The organism is Limibacter armeniacum (genome assembly GCF_036880985.1).
Taxonomy (GTDB): domain Bacteria; phylum Bacteroidota; class Bacteroidia; order Cytophagales; family Flammeovirgaceae; genus Limibacter; species Limibacter armeniacum.
The window spans coordinates 2,040,313-2,063,417 of sequence record NZ_JBAJNO010000009.1; the positions used below are offsets into that span (position 1 = coordinate 2,040,313).

The 23,105-nt window shown below is 38.9% G+C and carries 16 protein-coding genes; 3 read left to right on the plus strand and 13 right to left on the minus strand.

What is annotated here, in order from left to right:
• Positions 1-370: 370 nt before the first annotated feature.
• The 8 genes from V6R21_RS26345 to V6R21_RS26380 all read right to left on the minus strand — a co-directional run bounded on the left by V6R21_RS26345 (position 371) and on the right by V6R21_RS26380 (position 16,127).
• Positions 371-1,702: a SusD/RagB family nutrient-binding outer membrane lipoprotein gene (locus V6R21_RS26345; protein ID WP_334246503.1), complete on the minus strand. Its 1,332-nt coding sequence runs from the start codon at positions 1,700-1,702 to the stop codon at positions 371-373.
• Positions 1,703-1,793: 91 nt separating this feature from the next.
• Complete coding sequence (locus V6R21_RS26350) at positions 1,794-4,919, minus strand: SusC/RagA family TonB-linked outer membrane protein (RefSeq protein ID WP_334246504.1); 3,126 nt, start codon at positions 4,917-4,919, stop codon at positions 1,794-1,796.
• A gap of 396 nt (positions 4,920-5,315) precedes the next feature.
• Positions 5,316-8,717, minus strand: coding sequence for a S8 family serine peptidase (locus V6R21_RS26355; RefSeq protein WP_334246505.1), 3,402 nt, complete (start codon positions 8,715-8,717; stop codon positions 5,316-5,318).
• A 139-nt stretch (positions 8,718-8,856) separates the two neighbouring features.
• Entirely contained in the window at positions 8,857-9,543 is a 687-nt protein-coding gene (locus V6R21_RS26360) for a hypothetical protein (RefSeq protein ID WP_334246506.1), read from the minus strand.
• A gap of 101 nt (positions 9,544-9,644) precedes the next feature.
• On the minus strand, positions 9,645-10,484 hold the full coding sequence (locus tag V6R21_RS26365) for a hypothetical protein (RefSeq protein ID WP_334246507.1): 840 nt from the start codon (positions 10,482-10,484) through the stop codon (positions 9,645-9,647).
• Between the two features lie 76 nt (positions 10,485-10,560).
• Positions 10,561-11,973 carry a RagB/SusD family nutrient uptake outer membrane protein gene (locus V6R21_RS26370; RefSeq protein ID WP_334246508.1) on the minus strand — a complete coding sequence of 471 codons (1,413 nt, stop codon included), beginning with the start codon at positions 11,971-11,973 and terminating at the stop codon, positions 10,561-10,563.
• Positions 11,974-12,007: 34 nt separating this feature from the next.
• Positions 12,008-14,995, minus strand: coding sequence for a SusC/RagA family TonB-linked outer membrane protein (locus V6R21_RS26375; protein ID WP_334246509.1), 2,988 nt, complete (start codon positions 14,993-14,995; stop codon positions 12,008-12,010).
• A 709-nt stretch (positions 14,996-15,704) separates the two neighbouring features.
• Positions 15,705-16,127 carry a nucleoside-diphosphate kinase gene (locus V6R21_RS26380; RefSeq protein ID WP_334246510.1) on the minus strand — a complete coding sequence of 141 codons (423 nt, stop codon included), beginning with the start codon at positions 16,125-16,127 and terminating at the stop codon, positions 15,705-15,707.
• 288 nt (positions 16,128-16,415) lie between these two features.
• Between V6R21_RS26380 and V6R21_RS26385 the strand changes: the two genes are divergently transcribed.
• Entirely contained in the window at positions 16,416-16,919 is a 504-nt protein-coding gene (locus tag V6R21_RS26385) for a metallophosphoesterase family protein (protein WP_334246511.1), read from the plus strand.
• 77 nt (positions 16,920-16,996) lie between these two features.
• Here the strand turns inward: V6R21_RS26385 and V6R21_RS26390 are convergent, their stop codons facing one another.
• Positions 16,997-17,140, minus strand: a complete 144-nt coding sequence (locus tag V6R21_RS26390) for a hypothetical protein (protein WP_334246512.1) — start codon at positions 17,138-17,140, stop codon at positions 16,997-16,999.
• Between the two features lie 174 nt (positions 17,141-17,314).
• Between V6R21_RS26390 and V6R21_RS26395 the strand changes: the two genes are divergently transcribed.
• Positions 17,315-18,340, plus strand: a complete 1,026-nt coding sequence (locus V6R21_RS26395) for a GNAT family N-acetyltransferase (RefSeq protein WP_334246513.1) — start codon at positions 17,315-17,317, stop codon at positions 18,338-18,340.
• An 82-nt stretch (positions 18,341-18,422) separates the two neighbouring features.
• On the opposite strand, the gene V6R21_RS26400 is transcribed toward V6R21_RS26395, so the two are convergent.
• Genes V6R21_RS26400 through V6R21_RS26410 form a run of 3 tightly spaced genes read right to left on the minus strand, consistent with a single transcriptional unit; the run spans position 18,423 to position 20,874 of the window.
• On the minus strand, positions 18,423-18,881 hold the full coding sequence (locus V6R21_RS26400) for a carboxypeptidase regulatory-like domain-containing protein (RefSeq protein ID WP_334246514.1): 459 nt from the start codon (positions 18,879-18,881) through the stop codon (positions 18,423-18,425).
• A gap of 40 nt (positions 18,882-18,921) precedes the next feature.
• A complete protein-coding gene (gene pncA / locus V6R21_RS26405; RefSeq protein ID WP_334246515.1) occupies positions 18,922-19,536 on the minus strand; it encodes a bifunctional nicotinamidase/pyrazinamidase in 615 nt (204 codons plus the stop codon).
• 36 nt (positions 19,537-19,572) lie between these two features.
• A complete protein-coding gene (locus tag V6R21_RS26410) occupies positions 19,573-20,874 on the minus strand; it encodes a carboxypeptidase-like regulatory domain-containing protein (RefSeq protein WP_334246516.1) in 1,302 nt (433 codons plus the stop codon).
• A gap of 175 nt (positions 20,875-21,049) precedes the next feature.
• Here V6R21_RS26410 and hemN point away from each other — a divergent pair, with 175 nt between their 5' ends.
• Positions 21,050-22,420 (plus strand): oxygen-independent coproporphyrinogen III oxidase, encoded by a 1,371-nt coding sequence (gene hemN / locus V6R21_RS26415; RefSeq protein ID WP_334246517.1) that lies wholly within the window; start codon positions 21,050-21,052, stop codon positions 22,418-22,420.
• 266 nt (positions 22,421-22,686) lie between these two features.
• Here hemN and V6R21_RS26420 read toward each other — a convergent pair whose 3' ends face one another.
• The gene (locus V6R21_RS26420; protein WP_334246518.1) at positions 22,687-23,013 is read right to left on the minus strand and encodes a nucleotide pyrophosphohydrolase; all 327 of its coding nucleotides are present in this window, start codon (positions 23,011-23,013) and stop codon (positions 22,687-22,689) included.
• Positions 23,014-23,105 lie beyond the last annotated feature (92 nt).

Below are 23,105 nucleotides of genomic sequence, written 5' to 3' on the forward strand. Positions count from 1 at the left end.
AGTTAGAAAATTGAGTTTGGAATAGATAGAAATTAAATAATTGTTAACTAGTTGCAACAATAATACAATTACAATACATTATTGTCAATATTTTATATCAAAAAATGTCATTATAAATATATTTTATTTCATTATTCACAATACAATAAGTACATATACATGTATAATCACCTATAAGCGGAATATTTACATTTATTTAATTTTAACTATTAAAAATGGCACTATAGGAGTCTTTTACAAAAGTCACCTTATGACACTTAACCACTAAAGCTAGATGTTATAACCACTGGTTTTCAAAAAATAAGAGGCTATTCCAAAATGGAATAGCCTCTTTTATTCAAACTATGAAATTAATTGACACTTATATCGCTTATTTATCCCACCACATTCTTTGGGTAAGGCCAGCTTCTTTATCTAATTCAGGTACATTTTGAGAATTATATAAGTACTCTGATTCAGCGTAAGGAAACCTTCTAGGGATCTGACCTCCTGACAGCTCTGAGTTTGCTGGAGCTACAATTGATGGAACTCCAGACCTTCTCCAGTCAACCCAAGACTCAGGGTGTGTGAACATTGCCACGTATTTCTCTTCCATTAATTGCTCTAGTTCAGTACCTGCAGTAAATGAACCATGAGCAGTCATATAAGTCTCAATATCAGCAGTATCTACTCCTACTTTCTCCATATTAGCTCTTACAGCTGCTTGAAAAGCAGTTTCTGCCTCGACTGTTTTACCTTGTGAAAGTAGTGCTTCTGCCTCAATAAATTTAGCTTCAACATATGTCATCATTGGGATTGGTGAGGTTGCCTGAAAATAGAAACCACCTTCACCATATAATGGAGCTCTCGGATCTGCCTTTTCGGCCATCATATCATACATATAACCTTCTAAGGCTATATAACCCTCTCTTTGCACCAAGAATTGATTCCATGGGTTTGACTGAAGCGTTGAAGACATAAAGACAAACTGTGCATCATCCTCATTTGTCGCAAACGATTTTGATAGAGCAGATAATACTGCATTAGCATCGTACTGAGATAGTTTTGAAAGATGATTCAAATACCTTGCTTTCAAACCATAAGCAAACATTTCCCACTTTGCAAGGTCTCCACCATATATCAGGTCATCTGCGGCTGGAGACAATACACTTTCTTTCTTTAAGTCAGCGATGGCTCCATCAAGCAAAGATTGGATTTCTGTATAAATACTCTCCTGAGAATCAAACTTTGGCTTTAAGTTTTCAACTCCTTGAAAAGCCTCAGAATAAGGAATATCACCAAAAGCATCTGTTAATACCCCTAAGTTTACAGCCATTAATACCTTAGCAACACCTGAGTAATGAGGTGAGCTCTGTCCTTCTGCCTGTATCATTAGGTTTTTCAAGTCTTGCATAGCACCTGAATACCCATTAAATGACCAAGGTGTATCGAAGTCCCCTCTTTGAATATTGTAACGTTGTGCTGCCAAGAATTGACGGTCAGCTCCTGTTACTTGCTGCATCACAATTGCTGTGAACCTAGCTATATCATCAGACTGAACATATATTGTATAGGATTGAGCACTACTCAGTGTCACATCCATACCAACTGAAAGTGGACGCGTAGGGTCATCTTCATACCCTTCTACGAAGCTGTCACATCCTCCAAACATTGTAGAGGTTGCTAGCGCAAACACAAATAATAATTTATTGATCTTTTTCATTTTGTTTCACTTTGTCAATTAGTGCATAAATCCATCTCTTCTTAAATAAGAAAGCTTCTTTGCCTCTCATTTACTCAATCACCTTTTACACTTAAAATGTCAACCTTACTGTTGCTGATACACCTTTAGTTGATGGCATATTGAAGTAATCTGCACCTTGAGCATTGATAGCACCACCCAAGTTAGTTTCAGGGTCTACACCTTGGTAATCCGTGTGCAGCCACAGGTTACGACCAGTGATTGTAATGTTCGCACCTGATACTCCAGGGATATTTGAAACCAAAGAAGTCGGAACCTTATAGTTCAAGCTCAGTTCTCTCAACCTTACCCAGCTACCATCTTCGATAAACTGCTCTGAAGGACCTGTAAAGCCTGAACCAGGGCCAGTAGCATACCATGTCTCATCTTTAGTGATAGGGGTGGCATTCACATCTCCTGCTACAACTTCTTTATCATCAGCAGTAGCACCTGACTCTGCATACACACCTTCGAATACAAATTGAGAACCTCTACCTTCAGCAGTTTCTGCAGATGTACCAAAGTAATTCAATGCACCCCTTGTACCATTCCATATATCTCCTCCTTGTCTAATATCAATTAAAGCAGAAATAGAGAAACCCTTATAAGAAAGCGTATTTCTGATACCCATCAACCAATCTGGGTTCGGATCACCAATGATTTCTTCACCTGCAGCTACTTTTGGGACTCCATTTAGATCTACCAGTACATTTCCATTTTCATCTCTTTCCCATACAGAGCCATATAAAGTACCATATGCTTCACCTTTTACCAATCTTTGGTTTGCACCAGAGAAACCATAAGGAAGGCTGACAACATCCACTCCATCAGCTAGTTCAATTACCTCATTTTTATTCTTAGTAAAGTTCACATTCATATCCCATGTGAAACCAGTTGCAGTTTGAAGTGGAGTGGCATGGAATGCTACTTCAATACCTTTATTCTCCATAACACCTGCATTCATGTACGTATTTTCAAAACCTGATGTACCAGCTACAGGAACTGCAATGATTAGGTCTTCAGACTTCTTCACATACCCTGTCACGTCAAAGCCAATTCTATTTTCTAAGAAGTTCATTTCTAAACCAACCTCTTTAACTGTTACTTTTTCAGGCTTCAGGTAGGCATTACCCAATACATTTGATTGTGTATAACCAATTGCATCACCAAATGGAAACTCAAAACCATCAATCCAACCACTATAAGGAGATGCAGAATTGAAGTAAGTTTTAGTTACATATGCAGGTGGCTGGTTACCCACCTCAGCCATGTTTGCTCTTACTTTACCGTAAGAAATAATGCCATTTTCAGGCAATAATTCTGAGAACACAATACCTGCAGAAAGTGCTGGGTAAATGAAGGAGTTATCAGTAGCTGCGCCAAAAGTTGAAGCAACATCTCTTCTCAATGAAGCTCCAAAGAAAAAGGTGTTTTTATAATCAAAATTGGCATCAATAAAACTACCTACAGTTCTGATTGTATATTCATCTTCAGTAGTACTTATTGTAGCAGCATTGGACATATTGTAAAACTCACCGATTACCAACCCTTCACCTTGTACTCTGTTGGATGCATTCTGTCTGTGGTTCAAACTATGACCAACCATTACATTTACACCGAAATCATCCATAAACCTGTCAGAGTAATTAACGAACAAGTCTGAAGTAATTTCTGTGTTGAAGATATCATAATTGATTAACCTACCTGCTGGAACAGTTCTAGAATTGATTGGGAATACCTGCTTTCTTTTATCTGAATATGTATCTACACCAATTCTGTAAGTAACTGTCACTTTTTCAATTGGCTTAAAATCCAGTTTTGTATATCCCATGATACGGTTTACATTATCCAACAATGGAGTCTGGTTAATAGTCCAGTAAGGGTTGTCATAACCACCACCACCACGGTAATTACGTTGTGTACCATCTGGGTTTAGATAAGCAGAAGGATCTGTTGGATCAGAAGCTCCATTAGAGTTGTCAAATGAAGGAGCTGTTCTTAGGAGGCCTAGCATCAAACCTGAAGTATTAGAGCCCTGCTGGATTCTTCTACCAGATGAATTAGTATAATTTGCAGAGGCTGTCAACTCAAACATTTCAGATAGTCTAGCTTGAGTTGTTACTCTTGCTGAAGTTCTTTCAAATGTATTTGTTGGCACAATACCTTCTTGATCCAATCTCGATACGGAAGCAAAAATACTAGCTACTTCATTTCCACCTGCTACATTGAATGAGTGCTCTTGTTTCAAACCTGTCTGGAAAAAGTTCTCAGCATTATTATATGAGTTTAAAGAAGCATCACTAGAAATCTTTGCACCCCATGAAAATGGATCTCCTGTTTCTGGAGCAGCATATACCCCACCCCAACCTTGAGAATATTCTGTCTGTAATTCTGGCAGTTTGTTTACTTTTGAAGCCTCAACAGTATAAGCATAATTTGCTGTTAACTTTTGTCCCCTGCTTCCTTTCTTTGTTGTAATCATTACTACACCGTTGGCAGCTCTTGAACCATAGAGTGCAGCAGCAGAACCACCTTTAAGTACAGTAACTTCTGCGATATCATCAGGGTTAAGGTCAATCAAACGGTTGGACTCTGCGGCTCCACTTCTTGGGTCTTCCGTAAAGTTCATAGAGTTGTTAACAGGTACTCCATCAACAACAAAAAGTGGCTGGTTATTACCTGTCAGAGAAGAGTTACCACGAATCTTGATATAAGAACCTCCACCTGCAGCTCCAGACGATTGTGTAATCTGCACACCTGCTACTTTACCTGATAAAGCACTTACGACGTTCGTTTCCTTAGCCGCTAAAATTTCATTAGAGTCTACAGTTTGAACAGCGTAAGAAAGTGCTCTTTTGTCTCTAGACACACCAAATGCAGTTACAACAACTTCATTTAGCTGCTGAATATCTTCTTTCAAGGTTATCTCAAAAGTAGTTTTAGAACCTATTTCTTGTTCGACAGTTGCGTACCCAACTAACCGAAACAAAAGTACTGTAGCATTTGGAGGGATTGTCAATTTAAATGCACCATCAAGATTTGTCACGGCGCCAATTGTAGCACCTTTTACTTGTACAGTAGTACCGGGAAGGGTCTCCCCTGATGCAGTCCTCACCACACCAGATACTGTACGCTCTTGTGCAAAGGCAATAGAAAGCAGCCCGAGCACAAACGTCAACAGTAATAACGTTTTTCTCATTGTTAAATAATTGAATTGAAATAGTAGATAGATAGATAATTGATATTAACAATTGTTAATACATCCAATAATACAATAGTATCTTTGATTTTTCAAAAAATAAATTCAATTATTTTAACTTTTATTACAATAATAACACTCATCACACAAACAAAAGCACAAACATATAAGGGTGAGGTGAAATTAGATCATTATATAACTTTACTTTAGAGATAACACTGCTCTAATAAGAATTTAAACTTCTAATGTTCCATTTTTTATCCAGTTCATCATCAATAGGCGCTGTTTTTAGAACACACTAAACTAAACAGTATCCAAGTAAGTGAAATAAAAAAGTCACTCCATATAAAAATGGAGTGACTCACCTTTTCTTCAAAAAGAACTAATTTATAATAACTACAATTTCACAAACCTATATGTCATAACCCTCTCTCCCATAGCTATTTTAACCAAATAAATACCAGATGAAAGCTCTGAACAATTCCACACTTCATTAAGTACTGTTGTACTTTTATCTACTCTTGTATCCCAGATTGGGGTTCCAGTTATATCAAACATTTTTATTTTTACTATCCCTTGATATTCTGATACTGCTTTTATGCTCACCGTATTTACAGCTGGATTGGGTATTAATGACACACTCATCTCTTGAAAATCATTATCAATAGCCAATACCTCTTCAACAGTATAAGTATCTGATACAACTTGACACTTATCATCACTTAACACTACATAAAAATCTCCTGATAAGGCAGTGTCGTTTATGTAAAAATTTAATGTAGCACCTTCTATTTCTTCTCCATCTAAATACCACTTTATCTTAGCACCTGATTGAGCAGTAAATCTCAATACTGTCCCATCGTATGTAAGAACTGGAACTGTCAGTGTATTAGCTATAACATCAAAGCTCTTTTCCATTGATACCATTTCACTCCCTTTCTCAAGTATTGATTTGAGTGTATAGGTACCTATATCATTTACAATAATATCAGGTATACTACCTTTATAAGTTGCTACAACAACACCTTCCTGAAGCAACTCCCAGTTCCATTTTTCTGGGTTTCCTGTACTTAAATCTGTAACCTTAACAAGTCCTTCAGTACAAGTGTAACTCAACTCAAAGTCAGCAAATAATAGATCTGAACAATCCTTATTTACCCAACCATCAGCATTTGTCAAACTACTATTATTACCACTAACAAACTGTGTTGAACCAACTGCTTTGACGTTACTTATTTCTAAAAAGTCATTACAAAGCCTTCTTTCCTTATCACTATACAATATAGACTCAGAGGCTGCTGTCAATGATACAGGACTTGTGTCAGTCCCTTTTGAAATCAAAGAGTTCACTTTTATAGTGTCTCCTTCAGGAAAATTGAGTGACACTCCAGCTTCTATTAAAAGTTTATCAAAAGACAATCCTGTCATTACTGACGTATTTGTATTCACATAAAAGTCTCCAAATGTTGAAGCTGGTGCTGATATTGTAAACTCGCCTTCAGCATAAAGTCTACCTTGAATATTTATTTTTCCGTTCGTCACAGAGAGGTCTTTTTTCACATGAAGCCTCGTACTCTGATTTGTCTTTACAAGATCTGTGTCCTTTACGTCTATCTCTAAAGAGTCAACTACAATTACTTTTCCTCCTAATTCTATAGACACTCCACTAATCAAAACTCTCTGTGCTATTAGACTATCTGACAAAACCCATTGAGCATTTGGGATGTCAGATGTAAACTCCACTCCTCCAGATGAAAAAATATGTGCATTTTCTGAAAGCATTTGGCTATTAGCTTGATTAGCAACCAATATTACTTTGCCATCTCCTTTGAAAGTTGATGTTGATGTGTAGTTAAAAATACTACCTTTAATAACTACTGTTTTATTTACTTGAAAGTCAATTGAAGCACTATCATATATATATACATTACCTAACTCTATACTTTCAGGTAAAGTAATTGCTCCCACCCCTTGATCAAATACCACATTGCTACCAGCACTAGGAATACTACCAACACTTTCTCCATGACTTTCAAGAGACCAATTTTCTGGATCTTCCCAATTATTATCTCCCCCCAACCAATAATATGTATTAGCGGTACTTTCAGGAGTTGATGATGTTATAATCAGTGAAAATGCTTGCTGATTATCAGTAAGTGTATTTTTATGAGATACTACTATCCGATATGTTCCTGCTTGTGGAACTCCTATTTCAATTTTCTCTACATTATCAACTGTATTATCCCCTTTTTGAGCTGCATTATAAAACGGAATTCCTTGTCTAATCCACGGGAAATACTCATTATCACTTTCATCGTAAACCCTGACATCTAAATCATTCACCAACATAGGTGTTTCTGGGTCCAATTGATTCGATGTTGGAGTACCTGGAACATCAGTCCAACTCAACGTTACTGTTAAAGGGGTCATTCCATCGGATGTCACAGTCGTTTCAAAGGTTTCTTCGTTTTTTAGAACTTTTTCTTCCAGTTGATATTCATTTCCATTTAAGTTACTAATAACTTTTGCTGCATTTTCAACATCTAACAACCCCCATCCAAAGCTATAATCCGGCCCAGGGTAGTCTCCAGCTTCTTTTGCTGTATGAATAGCCAAAGCCTTTAAACTAGCTGCTGTCATTGGCTTTTTATAGAACCGTTGGTAAAGCTCTTGTAGTAATAGTAAAGACCCTGCAGCATTAGGAGCTGCCATTGATGTACCTTGAGAAGTATAGTAATAATCATTTTGTAATTCAAGTTCACCACTTCCATTCGTAGGACCAGCCCCACTAGACAATACAGCTATCCCATTGGCAACAATATCTGGTTTAATTCGCCCATCGTCAGTTGGTCCCCAACTACTAAATGAACTCATCTTTACACTAGTGGGGCCATTATAATTCAAAACATGGCTAACAGCACCTACCGTAAGAATATTTTTGGCGACGGCCTCAGGACCAATACAGTCATACGGTCCATCTGACCTTGTCAAGACATCAGGCTCAATTATCGTTGATGAAGGTTTGTTACCTCGGTCATTGCCTGCAGCCCAAACAATTAGATAGTTCGGGGCATTGTATGCAATCTTATCCAAGTTTTTGGCATCCTGACTATAAAACCCAAACCTGTAATCTTCTTCTACACTAATACCTTTATCTCCATACCAAGTATCTCCTTCCCAACCTGTAACTGCTCCATATGAATGATTAGAAATCAGTAATCCCTCAGAAGCTGCTTTTGCCATTTCAGCATGATCACTAGATGAGTTATATGCCAATATTTGTGCTTTTGGAGCCATTCCTTTGGCTTGAGCATATACTCCAGAAGCTGCAATTGTACCCATCACATGAGTGGCATGATTTTGTTCCGAAGGCGATTTTCTAGAACTTTGACCATCAACATTCTTTATATGCCCTATTAACTCTTGATGAGAAAAGTTAGGATCTCCAATTTCCCATACGCCTGCACTCATCCCACTACCATCAACACCCATATCAAAAGTTCCTCCTTTTATAATAAAAGCCGCTCCTGTAGTAATAGCAGCCTCTGCATTATAACTTTTGATATAAGTAGGTTTTCCATTCTCATCAATCCTTCTTATGTAGGCCCTCTCCCCTCCTTGTAGTTCTATATAATCTTTTTTGCCTGTACGGCTCAAATACGCTGAGATCTTTTTCTGCTCTTCACTATATGTGGATGCATACTCTGACGAAATTCTTTCTATAGGCTTGTTTTGTGCATACCCTTTAAAATTGAATATGCACAGTGAAAGCATTGTTAGTAAAGTAAATTTGTTCATACCAGGTTAGTTTAGCTGTGCGTTTACTCGACATAATCAACCATGATTCATGTAAAGTACTAATGTGTGAGAAAATTAAATATAATGACCTAACAACCTATTACTTATTTCAGCTAACGAATAGTAAAATACACCACAACTATTGCAGTCCTTCACAGTAGGCAAATAGTTCTGCCATTTGCCCCATATCTTTCAAGCATTTTTTATGCTTTGACATATAGGACTTAATTTCATTCTTCTGATTTGGGTAAAGGCTATAGATAGTGCTTTTATTCATTCTTACTTCTTTCAGTTCTGCCCCTTCTTGGGTTCTGACCCAAAAAGTATCCTCCAGTTCACCAAAAGCATCCTTCTTTTGTGCCCCATATCCACCATTTTGCACCTCATCATACAAGTTCAGTCTTCTAGTATACTGTCTGTATACCTGTACTTCTCCCATGTAAATTTTTTGCATCCATTTTTGGGTTCCTCCAACAGTTACCTTTTCAAATTCACAAAGGGAAGGAAGTTCGAAAGCGAAGGCCTGCAGCTGCTTTTTAGGCACCACAATTTCTTTGTCCTTTCTCATGATATGAAGCTCATCATTGTATACATTATAATTCATAGATACCTCCGTAAACACTTCACCTGACTTGAGTTTCATAGTACCTAGTAGCCATATCTCCGAAAAAAAAGGCGTTCCTTCAATTTTTGAGAGCTCTTTGTTACCATATATCAGAGATACATTCTGAGCGTACGGATCTATCATATCCACTACAAGATTTTGGGCAAAAGTAACAGGAGATACAACAAAAGACAGGAATAAAAAGATTAGATGTTTTTTCATGACTTATGGGGTTAAATGATAATATTATAATGTTTTAGATTTTGCTTATATCAAAAAAAGGCTACCCATATAGGTAGCCTTATTATAACGATTGCTATGTACTATTGCTTCGTCCAAACTGAACTGTTAAGCTTCTCAAAATTACCAGCAGCAACCGTTGCTGATGTCGGAGTATCAAAAGTAATAGTTCCATTTTCATCAAATGTCCCTACTAATACATCACCTTCACCTAGTATTTTAATTTCACCATAGTCTGGATGATCTCCTAGTTTTTGCCCCATCTTAATGGTGATTGTACCATTAGCTATATCAACGGTGCCTTCAACAGCAGCAAAGCCAAAGTCAAAGAAGTTTGACAACCAAACTTTTGATTCATCTTGTGTATCAGGAGAAATAGAAGCATTGTAAGTAAATGGATCTTCTGCATACGCTGAAACAGCAGTTACTTCGTAGTCACCTAGAACTACCGCCAGTGGGTGCTCATTGTCCTTGATGTTCACTGTCCAAGCAGCATCCACATTGTTGGCTAACAGAGACACACCCTCTCCTTCAACTGAAACAATAGACACAGTGAAAGACCTGCTTCCTTTGTTGTAGATATCATTGTCAACAGGCTCTACTGTAACCATTGTGCTGAAAGCTCCCGCAGGGATAATCACCTCTTTTACTGGCACATTAAAGTCCACACCTTCTACGGTTCCGTCAGCAGGAGTTACTTCTAGTATTACTTTTGTATCAGTAGCTCTTGCATAAGCCATGATTACTTTCACCTCAATAGCAGAGCCATCTTCAGCCATTTCAGCCAGTGCTCCTTTTTGCAGGTCAAAAGAGACAAAATTTTCGCTTTCAGACAATATCAGGTCTTCGTCTTCTCCACAAGAAGTCAGCACGAAAGCCAGCGAAAGCACATAGAGCAAGTACTTTAATATATTCTTGTTCATCATTGAAATCTGTTTGAAATTACCATCAATAGACAGCTGTAACAAGTTGTTGCCGCCACAGCTGTCGTTTCATTTTCTAGTTACCGTCGTATTTGTCGTTCTGCGTCATATTCTCGTTTGCATTTATTTCCGATTCTGGAATCGGAAATACAAATCGATGATCACCAGCCACCAAAGTAGTTGGTGTCGTTTCAAACGTCACATCTCCTCTTACGATCGACTTCCCTGTTCTTCTCAGGTCGTAGAAGCGGTGGCCTTCGTAAGCCAGCTCTAATCTTCTCTGCTGAGCAATTGCATCCAACAGGATGTTACCTGTTTCAGCTTGGTCTGTAAAGCCTTCAATACGCTTTGCTCTCAACTCGTTCAAGTCAGCTTGAGCTGCTGCAGCACTTCCCAGTTGTGCGTTAGCCTCTGCTCTAATCAGCAGGATATCTGATGCTCTGAATACGTTTACATCCGTCAAAAGAATTTCCGTTGCATCAGCTGACATGTACTTACCAATCAGCTGTTGTGATGCATCTGCTGGATTCATTTTAAGCGTTACACCATAACGAACGTCTAGTGAAGCATCGTCTGCGTAGTTTTGAGCGAATGCCAAGTCTAAGTCGTTAGAAGCGACAAAGTTAAGGGTTCCACCATTATCTTGGAATACATTACCCACCTTGCTCAGCGGATCTGACATTCTAAACTTAAAGATAATCTCATCATCTGCTCCTTGCTCAAACATAGCGGTAAACCCTGCTGCATCTGTAACTGTTACTACTGATAAGACCGCAGTTGCCGCTGCAACAGCTCTGTCATAGTCCTCTCTATAAAGTGCTACTCTTGCCTCAAGCGCTTTTACTGCCAATGCTGACATTCTAGTGTTAATTGACTCAACTGACTCATTACCATTCATCAACTGGTAAGCCTGCTCTAGGTCTTGATCAAGCTTTGTCATAAACTCACCAACCGTCAAACGAGCAGGTTGCGCAATTTCAGACACCAACATATAGGGCACTGCCAGTTTACTATCATCTGTGTAGCTTGCTGCGTAAGCCTGAAACAAGTTAAAGTGCGCCAGTGCTCTTACTGCCATTGCTTCTCCTTTCAAGTAGTCGTAACGCTCAGAGTCAGAGACAGGAATTGTCAGCTGTTGCATCGCATCCAATGCTACGTTTACAGCATTGACACTACGATAATACCCTGCCCAACCTGCTGGTTCAGTCGAACCAGACGGCGTGTAGTTCCAGTTATAACTCGTTACACCGATATTTCTACCACCAACAGCCATCTTAGCATTGTCAGTTGTATAGGCGTTTACCGTTATAGGCGTTGTCTTAGGCATAATAGCATAAGCACCTACAATGGCTGCATCGAGATCATCTACAGATGTAAAAGCTTTTGTCTTGTCAATTTGATCTGTAGGTTCAAAATCAATTACGCTTTCGCATGAAGCTGCTGATAGCCCCAATGCCGCGATCAAGATATATTTAGATATTCCCTTCATTTTCGATATTTTTTAATTCAAGCTGATGAAAATATTAGAAGCTAATGTCTACACCCACTGTCGCAGTTCTTGGCGTAGGGTACTGGAACTGAGCGATATTATTACCAATCTCAGGGTCAAATCCAGTAAACTTCGTCCAAGTGTACAGGTTTTGCGCTTGTGCATACACTCTGATTGAGCTGAAATACTTCAGCTTACTCATTGCTGTAGATGGCAGTGTGTAAGACAGGTTCACATTTCTCAGTCTCAGGAATGAAGCATCCTCGATATCTCTGGATGTAAATTCTCTAGCATAACCCAATCCTTGAACACTCGTGATATCTCCTTCTTTTTGCCACAGGTCTAACATCTCTGCTGACTGGTTGTAGCCTACATTGTGGTTTTCAATAAAGTACGACTGGTTATTGAACAGTCTGTGACCTTGCTGGAAGTTAAAGAACACTGAAAGACTCAGTCCTTTGTAAGAAAAAGTGTTAGTGATACCACCAACATTTGGTGGATTAGATGTACCCCAATCAGCAACCTCATTTGCACTACTATAAACAGTTGTTACGTTACCATCTTTGTCATAATAAAGCGGCTGACCGTTAGCTGGGTTAACACCAGCCCAACCTACAGTATAGTGTGATCCCAATGGAAGTCCTTCCCTAACAATACCAGTCCCCAATAGGAATTCATCTACCTGTCCCAGGTCTAAGATTTCGTTATCGTTGTGTCCAAAGTTCAACGTTGTTTCCCACTTAAAACCAGTAGCTGAACTAATATTTGTTGTCGTTAACTGTAACTCAATACCTCTGTTTCTCATCTTACCAGCGTTGATATCCAGATCATCAAAACCTGAAGTTCTAGATAGCTGCTGTTCCACAAATAGGGCTGAAGTGATATCATTATAGACATCTAAGCTACCTCTTACTTTATTTTGGAAGAAGCCGAAGTCAATACCAGCATTAAACTTACTTGACTGCTCCCAACTCAAATCCGGATATTCAATTACTGTAGGTACAAGACCCTGCCCTGAGCCATACACAGTAGACCCAAATGCACTTTTCTTTTGGAAAGGCTCAATAGACAAGTCAGTATCATCTTGGTTACCCACCGTACCGTAAGAAGCTCTTACTTTCAGCAGGTTGATATTTTCAGCACTTTGAAGGAATGCTTCTTCTGTCAGGTTGTAAGAAAGTCCTGTTGACCAGAAGATCGCCCACTGGTTATTATCACCAAACTTCGAAGATCCATCTCGTCTTACGGTTCCCTGAAATGAGAAACGTTTGTCAAATGTATAGTTAGCAAACACGAAGTAAGACATCAGTGCTGTTCTCCACTTCTCACCGCCCACATCAGGGATCAGGTTGTTGTCTGGTGTACCTGGTGTTATACCTGCTGGTGTTTGAGGCAGTTTAGGATTGATACCATAACCAGTGTAGTCAAAGTTATTGTAAGACTTCTCTAAGATCTCAGTACCTGCCATTACATCAAAGTCGTGGTCGCCAATAGTTTTTGCCCACTGTACAGAGTTCACCCAGTTGTACTGGAACTTCGATGCACTTGTCGCACTGTAGAAACCCTGACCTTCTTTACCCCAAGCACTCAGTGTTCCTTCCGGATCTGCCCACTCTTCGTATTCTCTGTTTCTGAAGTCAAAACCAATTTTTGATTTTGCTGTCACATTAGGGAAAAGCTCAGCCTCTACGTATGTCGAGACAATTGCCTTTAACTCATTCATTTTCTCAATATAAGTATCCACCATTTCTACAGGGTTTCTACCAAAGCCTCTCAGCTTATACTCTTTCTCACCTGTAGTAGGATTGGTTACTTGAATGGAGTCGTATGGCATATAATCAATTGTAGCCAATACAAATGGGTTTGCTGTACTTAGCCCTTCACTTGGGATATATTGTGAAGTTGATCTACCCACATTGGCAGACAATCCGAATCTTAGTTTATCACTGTACTCGTGGTCAATATTGAAACGACCAGTAATTCTTTCCAGATCAGAACCTTCTGCTACACCTTCTTGCGCAAAATAGTTACCCGACACATAGAATCTAGTACCTTTAGCCCCTCCTGAAATATTAACTTCATGAGTTTCTGTTCTACCGATTCTAGTTACTGCATCCACCCAGTCAGTATTCGTATTTCTAAGAGCTGCCAATTTCTCAGCTGCATCATCTGGTGCATCAGGATTGTTAGATGAATATGTCCATCCAGGACCTCTCTTTATGATCTCTTCGTAAGCCAAACGCTCCTGAGTGTTCATCATTTCCACACCCATATCACCGATTTTTGACCAACCTGTCTGGTATCTGTAGTTTACTCTTGTTTTACCAATAGCTCCTTTTTTCGTTGTAATTACGATTACACCGTTACCACCACGTGAACCATACTGCGCAGTTGCTGAAGCATCTTTCAATACCGAAATAGAGGCAAAGTCATTCGCATTCAAAGTAGTGAAGGCATCCGATTCGATCGGCACACCATCTACAATGTAAAGTGGGTCATTACCACCGTTGATTGACCCGTTACCACGAATACGTACAGTAGCAGCGGCACCCGGCTGTCCTGAGCCAGCATTTACATACAGGCCAGGGCTTTGACCTTGAATCATTTGATCAAATGTCGCTACTGGTACTTGCTCAATCAACTTAGCGTCTACTGTAGCAATTGAACCTGTAATCTTCTTCTTATCTAACTCTCCATATCCTGTTACAACAACTTCATTAAGTTGCTTAACATCTTCCTCCATCACTAATTCAAAAAGTGACTGCGTTCCAAGTTCCTGCTCAATCGATAAAAAACCTACTAAGCTAAAAACCAATGTAGAAGCATCATTTGGAACATTGAGTTTGAATTCTCCATCAAGATTGGTAACGGATCCTATTGTTGATCCTTTTACATGAACAGTTGCACCTGGAAGTGGTTCGCCTGAAGCATCTTTAACCACGCCGGACACTGTTCGCTCTTGCGCTAAGGCCATAGAGAACAGGCCGAGCACAAACGTCAACAGTAATAACGTTTTTCTCATAGTTTAAATAATTGAATTGAATTGGTAGTTTGAATACTATAAAAAGTGTTAACCTTTGTTGGCAAATTACAACACAATATACCTATAAAACAATTTTTATGTTAAAAAATGTAATAATATTGATATATAATTTTACACATAACAAAAAGATACACATATAACTCTGTCATTAACAACAAATTAACAATAAAAACAACCATTAACAGATTGATAAATAGCCAACTAACACTTAATATATTCACTTTCGAAATTCACAACATTTAGGATAGCACATTGCAAATCTTAGGCTGTTTATAATGAATCATTATATTTAACACTACACCCAACACTAAAAAATGAATAATCCTCTATTGCCATTTGCACCCAATTAATTTTGAGAAAACGAGAAATCTGACAACAAATAAGTGGGTACATCAATTTTTTTTATACCAACTAACGGCAATAATTATTACTAAATCATATATTTTTTTAGTTGATATATCTGTATGGTTTACTACAAATACAAGGTTTATTACAATACTGTAGGAGATAAAAGACAGGTAGTATGTTTAGAACCTTTATTCTTTACAGAAGGGAAGGGTTGACAGAAAAAATAAAAGCCACGTTGTGAACACAACGTGGCTTTTATTATGCGATGTTTATTGAATCAAGGTTAAAGGCTCAATATGTCGGATAAAAAAACTACCCAACGATAATCCCTTCAACTGACTTAAGCGATCTCTTCGAATTTGCTGAAGAAGAAAGAAGACTCGATTGCAGCATTCTCATCTGAATCAGAACCGTGTACTGCATTCTCTCCTACTGATTTTGCATATGCCTTTCTGATAGTACCTTCTGCAGCTTCTGCAGGGTTAGTAGCACCAATCAGTTTTCTGAAATCTTCAACCGCATTATCTTTCTCAAGAACGATTGCCATGATAGGACCTGAGCTCATAAAGTCACACAGTTCTCCGTAGAAAGGTCTCTCCTTGTGAACTTCATAGAACTTACCTGCCAGTTCTTTTGTCAGGTGAGTGATCTTACCTGCTACAAGTTTAAAACCAGCTTCCTCAATCATTTTGATGATTGCCCCTGTATTGCCTGCGCCGAATGCATCAGGCTTAATCATAGTGAAAGTTCTTTTACCTGCCATTGTGGTATAAGGTTTAATGGTATTCAATTATTTATTTTCCTTGACCAAAGTCGTTGTTTAGCTCGCATGTGTTACGAATAACGGTGCAAATCTATACTTTTTTAGCGTACCCTTTACATTTAACAGGGATTTTTTTTCATTTTTTTTATATGATAAATCATTGACAAATACTTCTCCTTATTTCAAGGCGCTACACATTGTTTTACTCCTAGATCAATTCCTATTTTTTTCTTATCTGTTCATAATTTATCTTAGAAAAATCATAGAGATCAACAGGTAATTGAGACAATGAAGATTGGAATAATTTCGGATACGCATGACCATATAGACGAAGCTATCTTGCGACATTTCGAAGGATGTGATGAAATATGGCATGCGGGCGATGTAGGTGAACAGCATATATTGGATACTTTAGAAAAGGTGGCTCCTGTCCGTGCTGTTTTTGGGAATATTGATGGGGGTCCTGTCAAGTGGAACTTACCTGAAGATGCTATTTTTGAAGTGGAAGGGATTAAGGTATGGATAACACATATAGGAGGGTATCCACCTAAGTACACAGTTAAACTCAAGAAAAGGTTGGATGAAATAAAACCAAACTTATTTATTTGTGGACATTCTCATATACTGAAAGTAATTCCTGATAAGGACAGGCAATTGTTGCATATCAATCCGGGTGCCGCTGGCCACAAAGGGTTTCACAAGATGAGAACAATTGTGACTTTAGATATAACAGAAGGGAAAATGAGTGACCTCAAAGTGGTTGAACTGGGAAAGAGGGGACAAATTGGATAAAACAAAAAGTAGCCAATAAACAAACTGGTTTGCAGTTTTGCTTATTGGCTACTTTTGATATCGCTGAAATCGCTAAATTACTTACCGAAAGAAGCTTTCAGTTCCTCAACGTCAACCTTTTTGATAACAGGCTTAGCGCTAAGTCTTTTCATTGTCTTCTTTCTAGCAATCGCTCTCATTCTGTTTCTCAGTCCTTTTCTGATAAGTTTTGTAGAAGCCATTTCTATATTTTTTTAAAGTTGATATCTTTTAATATGAGCGTGCAAATTTAAGGGTAAAATAATTATTTGAAAAACATTTTCATTAATAAATTTGAGATATGCCGAAATCAAGATATTGAATGAGAAACGATTAAGACCAATTGGCAATACATATAATATAACCATAAAGAAATCATGCAAGACCTTAGTTACTCCCGCAGGGACAGCGAACGCTTCGGACTGGTCATTTTCAGGGCTAGGGAAGAAGGTATTGACAGCAGTGAACTGATGAAGCAAATCTTGGATCACAATGTCGATACAGCCATTATAAGGATTAAAACAGAGCTACTTTCTCAGATCCACAAGCTGGAAAAAACTGCCATGCCAATTCGAATCACAGATACGTTGGCATACTATCATCAGGATTTATCCACCTACAAAAAACAGGCACTGATCAACCGTAACCTCACATTTGAGGAAGCGACTACCAAGGATTTTGAAGACCTCAACCTATTGGTTAGAGAAACATTTGGCAACTACGTGAACCACTACCGCATGAATCCTTTTATGGATAATGAGTTAGTGACACAAGGTTATCAGGATTGGGTAACCAGCTATGCTTCGGGACACCCTGAGAGAAAATGTTGGATTGCTCGTGAAGATGGCATGGCAGTGGCATTTGCGACCTTTAACCTTGAAACAGGTGAGAAAATCAAAGCCATTCTTTGTGGCGTGAAGACGACTCACCGTGAGCGAGGTATTTTCCATGATATGCTGACTGTTGCCCGAAACTTTGCAAAGGAACAAGGCAAAACGTATATGAGGGCTATTTGCCAAATTGAAAACATAGCTGTACAGCGCATACTGACTCACCAAGGATTTGAGCTGCATCATACAGAGAACACGATTCATATCAACGCTATGTTGACCAAGTCGGTATTTGAACCTTTCACAGAGTCTGTTCATTTCAGTGTAGATGATATCAAGGAAAAAACCTTGAATCAAAATATTCTGATGGAGATCAACAAGCAATTTGACGACAAGCAAAACATCACAACCCAAAACCACCGTTTTGTGAATATCCAGCGTATGACCAAGGAAGCTAGCTATAAAATGCACTTCTCATTCCCGATGGGTAATAAAGGTTTGCTTAGGGTAATGGATGATGATAACAACACTTATGTATTGGTTTATTTTGACCTGAAACATTTCTTTGCTTAATCAAGAAGTTCATTAATACAAAAATCCCCTTGTACTGATTAAAACATACAAGGGGATTTTTTCTGTACGACCACAGACTATTCTAATAAGTAGCCATATAATTAATACTTATTGTTAGGTCGGTCACCTCTCCTTCTTTGACTTCTATAGGCTGAATATTGCCATAACCATCTGTACTATTCGCAAACAGTCCTTTTTCTTCCTTGACCAATACAGAATACTGCCCGACAGGAAGTTTCACTTCAAACTGACCTTCTTCATCAGACTGTACCACTGCTACAGGTTTTCCTTCAAAATCACCATAAAACATTCCTTCCACAGTGCTTACATCCTTAATATTAGTCAAAGGGTAGATGTAAACATCTCGCTTGACAGGCTGTGCCTTAGGTAACTCTACTCCTTGCCCTGGCATCTGATTGCCTTCCACCCACAGTACTTTACCACTGATACCCTGCGAATCTGGCTGTTGCGCTGCTGCTTGCCTGCCTTTGCAGCCAAATAGCATTAACAGACAACTCAAATACAACATTATTTTGGTCATACAATATATTTAGTTGTAAAATGACTAAGCATTTTGTGCTTTAAGCCAACTCTTCACTTGTAACAATTTTGATACCGCTTGAACGCATTTCTTCAATGGCTCTTTCCACGTCTCCAGGTTGAAGGTTAACACCCTTGGTAGCATCTTCCACCAAGTAAGTATCAAAGCCCAATTTCTTGGCATCCAATGCAGTAAACTTTACACAATAGTCGGCAGCCAATCCGACTACATAAACTTCAGTAACACCCTGCCCTTTTAGGTACTCACCAAGACCTGTTGCTTTCTTATGCCCGTTATCAAAAAAGCCACTGTAACTGTCAATGCCTACATCTGTTCCTTTTACAAAAATCTCCTTGATCTTTTCTGTAGCAAGCCCTGAAAACAATGCAGCACCTTCTGAACCTTGTACACAGTGAACCGGCCATAAAATCTGCTGCAATCCATTCAGTTCTGTCACTTCGCCAATTTCTTTCCCTTCATGATTTTCAGCGAAGCTCCCATGGTCTTCAGGATGCCAATCCTGTGTAGCAACTACCAGATCAAACTGCTTTTGTAGGTTGTTCACTGTTGGTACGATGCTTTCACCTCCGGGCACTTCCAAAGCACCACCTGTTACAAAGTCATTTTGAATATCAACAATTACAAGTGCTTTCATTTAAATAGATATTTGTTTGTTTTCAGGTATATAAAGTTAAAACTCTCCAGTCATTTCTGTGATATCCTTTGTTGGGCTCACGACGTTATATCGCTTCCAAAACTCCGTATCCTCATTGTCCATATACTTCTTAATGGACTCATTCTTTTTCAGTCTCTCTTCTTCTGGAATCTCTTCCACTCCATCTGCCTGTGCACTTAAGACAAAAAGCTCATTCCGAACGCCAAAATTAGAATCAATATTGATATCCTCTTTTGCATATTTCACTTTCAAATACATCAGGAAATCATGCTTGATATATTTAGGATACCATTTTCCATTGACCATTTGATACTCCGTACGTCCTTCAATCTTTTTTAGCTTAAAATCCAGTCCAACACTAAAAAAGAGCCTCATGGCAGCGCCCATCGCCAATTTACCTAATCCACGAATAGGAATCACTTTTTTGAGATAACGTTTCGGAACTTCAAAGTCCAACATGGCAAATGCTTTGGTTTCCTCATCCAAAAGAATTTGTCCTGTAAACATTCCTCTATCTACTTTCCACCTTGGAGAAAAGTTGATCAGCATGGCACTCCTTCCTTGGTAAGTAGTCATCCTCTCAAACTCAAAATGATAATAATCCAGAAATGACGAGTCCAAAAACATTATAAAACGGTTTTGCACCTCCTCATCCAGTACTTTACCCCTATTTCTTACCAAATCGGTATCCAACATTTCGTGAGGGGAAGCTGCATCAAAGTCCAAAGAGTCTGGATCTTCACCAAAACCCTCCAGTCTTAAACTGTCTGCAAAGCTTCTTGCCTTGATTACCTTATACTGATTCTTGTCGTTTCCTACCTGAATAGGCTGTTCGTATATATCCAATATTGCTTCTGTATACTCAGCATATTGCTCATTGATTGTGGTAATACCTCTAAAGAACCCATTTAGCTTAAGTGGAAAGTCATGATAGTTTTCTGGAATTTTCCTTATTGCCTCCCGAATTACATGACGCATGTCATCAGGTGTTACCACAACCTCCGTGAGTTCGATAACTGACATCTCCATTCGGATTTTTAGCATTTCTCCATCCTTTAACTTGTCTACAGGGACCAAGTAATTGTTGTATCCGGCAGCAGTAAACCTCAACTCTCCCTGAAAAGATTCGGGAATAGTCAAAGAAAAATACCCTTCCTCATTGGCAAAAGTCCCGTCAGTCGTATTCCCCAAAATGATGTGAGCAAAGGGAATTGGCTCCTTTTCCTTGTCCTGCACGATTCCTCTTACAACTTTTTGGGCTTGGAGACCAAATGACAGCAAACAGCAAAACAGTAAGGCGATGGTTGATCTCTTCATAGTTTGTGGTGTTAGTAACAATTATTTGACACTTTGACACCTCTTCCAATTTTGATGATTCAAAAGTGTTGACCATCGTCATCAGAAACAGGAGAGGTGCATACTAATTTTGTTAGATAATATAAAAAGTCTCATTTCAGAGCCGCTATGACTCGCTATTAATATTACCAAGAATATGTTACAGAAAGAACTGATCAGGAAATATAATGTTCCAGGCCCTAGATATACGAGTTATCCCACTGTGCCTTATTGGGATAAAGCCCCATTAACTGAGCAGGATTGGCAACAACATGTAAAGCAAACTTTCCAAACCAGTAACCATTCAGATGGTATCAGCTTATACATTCACTTGCCCTATTGCGAAAGCCTGTGCACTTTCTGTGCTTGCAACAAACGAATCACAAAGAACCATGAGGTGGAAACACCCTATATTGACACCTTGCTTAAAGAGTGGCAACTGTATCTAAACCTCTTTGGTGATGAGAAGCCCCGTATAAGGGAAATACATTTGGGTGGCGGCACACCAACTTTCTTTAGCCCTGAAAGCCTGACTCGCTTACTTAAAGGCATTTTGGATACCTGTGAAATCCCTGCCGATGCTGAATTTGGTTTTGAGGGACATCCAAAAAATACTTCCAAAGCTCACCTGCAAGCCTTGTATGATGTTGGCTTCAGAAGAGTCAGCTATGGCATTCAGGACTTTGACCCTAAAGTACAGGATATCATCAACCGTGTTCAGCCTTTTGACATGGTAAAAGAGGCCACGGACAATGCTAGAGAAGTTGGTTATACCTCTGTCAATTTTGACTTGATTTATGGATTACCATTCCAACATAAAAGCAGCATCGTTGATACCATTGAAAAGGTCAATACACTAAGACCTGACCGAATTGCCTATTACAGCTACGCCCATGTACCATGGGTTGGTTCTACAGGTCAAAGACGCTTTACAGAAGCGGATCTCCCTGCCGATGAAGAAAAAAGGGAACTGTATGAAGTAGGTAAAGAAATGCTATTGGATGCAGGGTATATAGAAATCGGGATGGATCACTTTGCTTTGAAGTCAGAAGCATTGGCAGTAGCGGCAGAAGCCAAATCCCTTCACCGTAACTTTATGGGGTATACACCGAATTACACCAAGTTGATGGTTGGGCTAGGCTGTTCATCCATTTCAGACTCATGGACTGCATTTGCTCAAAACCTGAAGAAAGTAGAAGAATACCGTGAAGCGGTGGAAGCTGGTCAATTCCCCATTTTCAAGGGACATCAATTAACAGAAGAAGACCTGATCATCCGTAAGCATATACTGAATGTAATGTGTCACTTTGAAACATCTTGGGAAGATGCTTCACTCCAAACCCCTATCATGGAAGAAGCTGTTGAGCGACTCGAAGAAATGATTAGTGATGGATTGGTACAGGTAGCAGGAAAAACACTAAAAGTTACACCAAAAGGCTACCCGTTTGTCAGAAATATCTGCATGGCATTTGATGCCCGACTATTGCGGGATAAGCCTACTTCAAGACTGTTTTCACAGACGGTATGAATTAATGTAAATTATGGATTATACCGCTCTTTCATAGCTGAAAATATCGTTTACATGACAATGGACTAAAGTCCATCGCTGATATATTTTGTCCCTTCGGGACTTATGCCCTGAAAGGGCCTTATACAATAGCGATGGGGGCATGACCCATCGTAAAGAAAGACATGTAAATCAGCCCTAAAAGGGCAAAATAGCGATATTTCAATCCATAACTCACGTTAAATTAAAATAGAGACAGGATATACCCTGTCTCTATTTTTATCAAATTATTTCAATTTTTCATTTTGCTTATGCCTATCTGCATCTCGGATAGATTTTTTTTCGAGGTTTTTCTCTAAAGCTTCAGTCAAGTCAATACCTGTCTGGTTAGCCAAACAGATCAACACAAACATCACATCCGCCATTTCATCCGCCAGGTTTACTTCCTCATCTGATTTTTTAAAAGACTGCTCTCCATATTTTCTTGCCATAATACGGGCAACCTCTCCTACCTCTTCCATCAAGATCGCTGTATTGGTCAATTCATTGAAATAGCGAACTCCAGTGGTGTTAATCCATTTATCAATTACTTCCTGTGCTTCCTTGATTGTCATAGTCTCTGATTTTTATTTTCTGTCATTGAAAGGCAAGTTAATGCTTAAAAGTTGAAGTAAAGGCTTTCTGTCACCCATAAAAAAGTGCTACT

Bases quoted from the DNA above. Each gene is read 5' to 3' on its own strand.
- V6R21_RS26345 (WP_334246503.1), bottom strand. From the start codon at position 1,702: ATGAAAAAGATCAATAAATTATTATTTGTGTTTGCGCTAGCAACCTCT.
- V6R21_RS26350 (WP_334246504.1), bottom strand. From the start codon at position 4,919: ATGAGAAAAACGTTATTACTGTTGACGTTTGTGCTCGGGCTGCTTTCT.
- V6R21_RS26355 (WP_334246505.1), bottom strand. From the start codon at position 8,717: ATGAACAAATTTACTTTACTAACAATGCTTTCACTGTGCATATTCAAT.
- V6R21_RS26360 (WP_334246506.1), bottom strand. From the start codon at position 9,543: ATGAAAAAACATCTAATCTTTTTATTCCTGTCTTTTGTTGTATCTCCT.
- V6R21_RS26365 (WP_334246507.1), bottom strand. From the start codon at position 10,484: ATGAACAAGAATATATTAAAGTACTTGCTCTATGTGCTTTCGCTGGCT.
- V6R21_RS26370 (WP_334246508.1), bottom strand. From the start codon at position 11,973: ATGAAGGGAATATCTAAATATATCTTGATCGCGGCATTGGGGCTATCA.
- V6R21_RS26375 (WP_334246509.1), bottom strand. From the start codon at position 14,995: ATGAGAAAAACGTTATTACTGTTGACGTTTGTGCTCGGCCTGTTCTCT.
- V6R21_RS26380 (WP_334246510.1), bottom strand. From the start codon at position 16,127: ATGGCAGGTAAAAGAACTTTCACTATGATTAAGCCTGATGCATTCGGC.
- V6R21_RS26385 (WP_334246511.1), top strand. From the start codon at position 16,416: ATGAAGATTGGAATAATTTCGGATACGCATGACCATATAGACGAAGCT.
- V6R21_RS26390 (WP_334246512.1), bottom strand. From the start codon at position 17,140: ATGGCTTCTACAAAACTTATCAGAAAAGGACTGAGAAACAGAATGAGA.
- V6R21_RS26395 (WP_334246513.1), top strand. From the start codon at position 17,315: ATGCAAGACCTTAGTTACTCCCGCAGGGACAGCGAACGCTTCGGACTG.
- V6R21_RS26400 (WP_334246514.1), bottom strand. From the start codon at position 18,881: ATGACCAAAATAATGTTGTATTTGAGTTGTCTGTTAATGCTATTTGGC.
- pncA (WP_334246515.1), bottom strand. From the start codon at position 19,536: ATGAAAGCACTTGTAATTGTTGATATTCAAAATGACTTTGTAACAGGT.
- V6R21_RS26410 (WP_334246516.1), bottom strand. From the start codon at position 20,874: ATGAAGAGATCAACCATCGCCTTACTGTTTTGCTGTTTGCTGTCATTT.
- hemN (WP_334246517.1), top strand. From the start codon at position 21,050: ATGTTACAGAAAGAACTGATCAGGAAATATAATGTTCCAGGCCCTAGA.
- V6R21_RS26420 (WP_334246518.1), bottom strand. From the start codon at position 23,013: ATGACAATCAAGGAAGCACAGGAAGTAATTGATAAATGGATTAACACC.